The sequence below is a fragment of the Enterococcus sp. NBRC 3427 genome (assembly GCF_007996925.1).
GTDB lineage: Bacteria > Bacillota > Bacilli > Lactobacillales > Enterococcaceae > Enterococcus_B > Enterococcus_B lactis.
The window spans coordinates 1-5,641 of record NZ_BJLL01000091.1 but is presented as its reverse complement, the minus strand read 5'-3'; the positions used below and the strand labels follow the sequence as shown (position 1 = coordinate 5,641).

Annotated in this window: 3 protein-coding genes and 1 pseudogene; all 4 read right to left on the bottom strand. The window is 37.7% G+C overall.

Features of this window, described 5'->3' with window-relative positions; translation table 11 throughout:
• Nucleotides 1–28 precede the first annotated feature (28 nt).
• The gene (locus tag ESP02_RS12725) at nt 29–799 is read right to left on the bottom strand and encodes an ABC transporter permease (protein ID WP_002287492.1); all 771 of its coding nucleotides are present in this window, start codon (nt 797–799) and stop codon (nt 29–31) included.
• Complete coding sequence (locus ESP02_RS12720) at nt 792–1,727, bottom strand: ABC transporter ATP-binding protein (protein WP_002373809.1); 936 nt, start codon at nt 1,725–1,727, stop codon at nt 792–794. The genes ESP02_RS12725 and ESP02_RS12720 overlap by 8 nt, the downstream gene beginning before the upstream one ends.
• A 315-nt stretch (nt 1,728–2,042) precedes the next feature.
• Nucleotides 2,043–3,692 (bottom strand): DNA mismatch repair protein MutS, encoded by a 1,650-nt coding sequence (locus ESP02_RS12715; protein ID WP_002373811.1) that lies wholly within the window; start codon nt 3,690–3,692, stop codon nt 2,043–2,045.
• 116 nt (nt 3,693–3,808) lie between these two features.
• Nucleotides 3,809–5,641: pseudogene (locus ESP02_RS12710) on the bottom strand (alpha-mannosidase); the annotation flags it as partial.

Below are 5,641 nucleotides of genomic sequence, written 5' to 3'. Positions count from 1 at the left end.
TCAAAACGCTGATTTCACAACCTCTTTTCTAACTTCTCAATCCTCTTCCTTTATTGATCAAATACCAAGTAACGGCGTACAAAACAACGATGAATAGCACAAGTACGATCATCGATGTTGCTACTGGCACATCGATTGTTCCAAGGAATCCGTAACGGAAACCGGAGATCATATAAACGATCGGATTGACTTTCGAAACAGCTTGCCAAAATGGCGGCAACATAGAGATGGCATAGAAAACGCCACCTAGATAAGTTAACGGCTGCAAGACAAATGTAGGCACGATCGATACATCATCATAAGACTGAGCAAAAATCCCGTTGAGCAGTCCTGCTAACGAAAACAAGATTGCCGTCATCAATAATGTAATAATGACCATAAACCATGAATACACATGAAGTGGTACAAAGAACAAGGAAATGATCGTTACGAGAGAGCCGACGAGAATACTACGACCCACTCCGCCAATCACAAAGCCCCAAATGATCACATGCGTAGGAACAGGCGCTACCAAGATTTCTTCGATGTTTTTCTGGAATTTTTGAGAGAAGAAGGACGAAGAAACGTTGGCATACGAACTAGTGATAGCAGACATCATAATCAAACCAGGCACGATGAATTCCATATATGAAAAACCACCCATGTCACCGATCCGCCCACCGATCATTTTTCCGAAAATAACAAAGTACAAGGATGTCGTGATCACTGGCGGAACCAGTGTTTGGACCCAGATACGCAAATAGCGGTTCGTTTCCTTGATAGCTAAACTTTTTAATGCAGTAAAATAAAGATTAAACATTTTTCTCCTCCGTATGATTATTTTCTTCTGTGATTTTCAAGAACAGTTCTTCTAAACGATTCGACTTATTCCTCATAGAAAGAACTTTGATTCCTTGTCTTGTCAGCTGAACGAAGATTCCGTTCACCCCTTGATTTCGTTCAACTTCGACAGCGATTGTCTGTTCATCTTCAAATGTACAAGCGTATCCTTCAATCACAGGTTTGGTCTCATATGGCGCTAAATCAAAGATAAATGTTTCAAATTGCAGTTTGGATAGAAGCTCTTTCATACTAGTATTCTCAATCAGTTCACCTGATTGGATGATCCCGATGTTGCGACAAAGCATTTCAGCTTCTTCTAGATAATGCGTCGTCAAAATGATCGTTGTACCATTTTCGTTCAATTCTCGGAGAAACTCCCACATCTCGCGTCTCAATTCAATATCGACTCCTGCTGTTGGTTCATCCAAAATCAGCAAACGTGGTTCATGCATCAATGCCCTAGCAATCATCAGTCTTCGCTTCATTCCCCCGGAAAGCATACGTGCACGGACATTTCTCTTTTCCCAAAGATTGGACTGCTTCAAATATTTTTCGCTGCGTTTCATCGCTTCTTTGCGAGAGACACCGTAGTAGCCTGCTTGATTCACGACGATTTGCTGGACCGTTTCAAAGGGATTGAAATTGAACTCTTGCGGGACTAATCCAATCTGTTGCTTTGCTCGGACTAGATCCGTATCCAGATCATAACCGAAGACCTTCACTTTTCCAGATGTTTTATTGACTAAAGAAGTAATGATCCCGATCGTTGTAGACTTCCCAGCTCCATTTGGTCCTAATAGCGCATAGAAATCTCCTTCTTTTACGGAAAGATCGATTCCTCGCAATGCTTCGACCCCACTTCCATAAACCTTTTTCAAATTATTTATTTCAAGCGCATTTGCCATTTATTTCCTATCTCCTTATAGACATGATTCTTTATTGTATCATGGAATACACCAGATGAAAAAACAACTTGGTTCCAGCGAAAAATCAGGTTGCTGGGCTCAGTAAAATCTCCTAATGAAAGACATCAATCGGACGAAGTCAGATAACCTTTTCAGAAAAAACAAATCGAAGATAAAGGATTACTATTCATATGTGCAACAAAAGGAGCGTGAGACAAAAGTAAAGAACACTTTTGTCTCACGCTCTAAACACGTATAAACGGCGGAAGCAAAAGCCAAGATTTTTGATCCAATAAATACTTTCGATCACTTCGCCTATCCCAATACATGCCACTGCCGCTTTTCATCAAATAACGCGGCTTCCGTTTTTGCGGTTTCTACTAAAGTCTCTGGGTAATCCAAAACTTTCAGCAAGGCAATCGCATTTCGGGTCCTTGAAGGTCCTTCTTTTAATTTGAAATCAAAACTGATTCCTTTTCCTTCTGTTACTTGTTCTTCAAAGTGGACATTCTCACAATAATTCTTTAAAATCTCTGTCAATTCGATATCATGTGTGGCGACAAATGCTAAAGATGGATACTCCGCAAGCCACCGAACGACTGAAGCGGAAGAAGCAATCCGTTCGATCGTATTTGTCCCTTTTAAAATCTCATCTACGAAGCAGTAGCAGCGTTCTTTGGAAGCCACTTGGTCCAACAAACGTTTGATCGATTTGATTTCTGAAACAAAATAACTGTCGCCTTCAAATAAATCATCTTCGATTGCCATGGAAGTCAACACATGTCCAGGTTGCAGGGTAAACTGTTCTGCAATCGCTGTTTGGATCGTCTGTGCTAGAATACAGCTGATGGCTATACTTTTGACATACGTAGATTTTCCTGATGCATTGGAACCCGTGACTAATGTATTCTTCTGCCAGTTGACTGGATTCACTACCGCTTCTTTTAACAATGGATGATAGATATCTTTCGCTGTCACACCGCCCTCAGTAAACTCTGGTCGGCAAGTGATGGGCATATAAGTACGGTAATTCAATATTGCAGCGGCTACTTCTAATTCTCCCAGCAATTCCCACAGCTTGATGGCTTCAGTTGAATGCTTTTCTAATTTAGTGAGAACGAAATGATAGGAGATAAATGGCAGCATGAACATGATGTTGACATATTCAAAAATCAACTCTGCTTCACTCCCACTCTTCATACGAAATGAAAAACCTAATTTAGGGATGTCTCTTAATGGTTTAGTTTGCTGTCTCAGCTCTTCTTGAAGTGGTGTCGGCAGTTTTGCTAGCTGATTGGCGGCTGAAATCGTTGAAACCAAATAACTCATGCTATTCAGTTCTGTTTCTAGTGTTTGTTTCTTCACTAGATAATAGACCGTATTGAATACTAACCCACCGATTGCCAAATAGATTCCTAGTACTTGACCTAAAAGAAGCAAACCTACACCCACCAGCGGAAGCAAGCCAAGAAAAATAAATAAACCTACGCGTCCAATCTTTTTACTTTTTCCATCCGCTAGATATTGTTTTGCAAAATTATGATCTTTTTTTCCTAAACGAGCGAATTGATATTGGATTTTTTCTCTCAGTTGAGGATTTTCCTGATAAAAAGCAATCAGTTTTTCTAACTGCTGATCTTCGCCAAAATCAAAGCTGCGTAAACGTTGATACAACGCTTCTGAACCTACACTAGAATAGGTACTGTTGATCCCTTCGAATACTTCGAACATATCCAGGTCATACCAAGTAAGATCGTCGATTTCACTATCCCATGAACGGAACTTCTTCTCCGTGAGCCATGCTTCCTTCAAACTTTCTTCTTTATCAAATCTCGGTTGATAAGGAATTTTTCTCCATTTGCTACGAACTGTTTCCTTTAATTTCAAACGTGAAAAAATGTCTAAAGCAACTAATAAAATAACAGCTGCAATAATAATTAAAACGATAAATTCTCTTTGACCCATATCCCTCTCCGTTCCTTTATTTGTTAGCTTTAGTATAGCACTGTTGCGCTATTTGAAAAGAGGGTAAAAAAACACCTTTCAAAATAAAAGGTGTTTTTTTCTTGTATATTACATATTTATCTCTCATTTATCAAAATTGACAAATAATCATAGGGAGGAATTGTTGTTAATTCTTGTTTATTCTCCAGTGCATTGACAACTGTCCCAAGGGAAAGGATAGCCTCAGGTACTATTTTTTCTTGTTCTGTTGGATTAGCTAAGCGAAGAACAAATCCTTGTTCATGAAAATAAGAAGGATAAATCGATGATACAATTAAGTCTTCAGGTAATTCAATCAATGAAAATTTACGAGGAACATCAAGTTCATTTTGTAATGGCCAAATCTTGTTATCTAACCTGTGAATAAATACATTCAGTTTCTGCTTTTGATAAGAAATAGATTGTTCTAACCGTTTTTCTGCCTGTTTTGCCACTTTGAACTCATTAAATCTTCCTTCTTCTACATTAAATCCAAAAGTGACTTTATACTCACCTATCTCTTGAGCTAGCGGTGTTTCCATCATGACATGCCCTTCATTTGTCGTATCTCCTGAAGCTCGCCCAGGTCGCCAAGCAAGATTAGGTTTTCCAAGCTCCCCTGTTGTTGAAAATAAGGTTATGATCAATTGATTTTCTATACGTTCATACTCTTTTAAACCATCTGCATAAAACGTAAAATAATGATCATTTTCTGCCACAGAGACACTCTTATCGAATATTTCTAAATTAACAGGTTTCTCTACCATAGTTTCTGACCAATTCGGAGGAATGACATCAGGGGTATTTTCAATAAATCCGTTTTGAATTTGTGCAATTGATTTTTCAGATTTATCTAAAACATTCATTGCTAAGCGCATACGATGCGAGTAAACAGTATTATGAATTTTGAGTGTGCCTTCAACGATTTGACTTTCTCCCAGACTGAACGATATTTCATAAGATATTTCTTCCATTTCGGGTTTTTCAGATAAACGATCTTTTAAATTTTTAGGAAGTTGAGCTTTTCCGTAAACAACTAATGTTTCTTGTAAAGAATCTTTATATACTTTAGCTGTTTCTAATTTTAGAGATAGTTCTGTATCTCCTTCTAATGGTGAATAATCATACGTATCGCCATCATTTGCTGAATCGATCAAATGAACGAAATCAAGATATTGTCTATCTCCAACTATCAAATTCAATTGCCCATCTTTAAAAGAAAGTTTATATTTATTGTTACTTATCTCAGTTTTGTCTATCTCGATTGCTGTTTCTAATTTTTCATTATTTTTCTCAAATTCAACAACAGTGTATCCTAGTGCTGGCACATTTACATTTATTTTTATGTCAAGTTCATAATAAGCTGGTTCATCAAAATATTCGAAACCTGTAGCAATCATCCGATAAGCATTTTTCCGTTCTGGAAAATAAACTTCTTTTTCAATGATATTATAGGGACTACCTTTGAAGTGTATTTTCTTTGAATCAGCTACTACATGCACGATTTTCGATCCACTATAATTCTCAGTCGTTGTGTTGAAAACAAGGACTTCATTCGATTTTAGCTTTAATGCATCAGCCATCCGTTTTACAATAAGGTTTTCGATTCCGTCAGCTATCTCATTAGCTTCTTTGATTCGATGGAAAATATCTTCCGCAACATTATCTGAAACACAGCCACCAATACTATCATGAGCCTGGTTTTGCAAAATCTTTTTCCATAACCGACGAAGTAGGCCTTTACTGATATGGATACCATTTCTTTCTGCAATCAGCATGAGCGGCTCAACTCGTTTTAGAATTTTTTGTTCCAATTTAAAATTTTCTATTTTCATTTTTGTTCTTACTGAGCCAATCGAACGATGAACACGAGAGTAAACCGGCTGACGAAGTTCACCTTTATATTCAGGTAATTCTTTTTTATTTCTGAT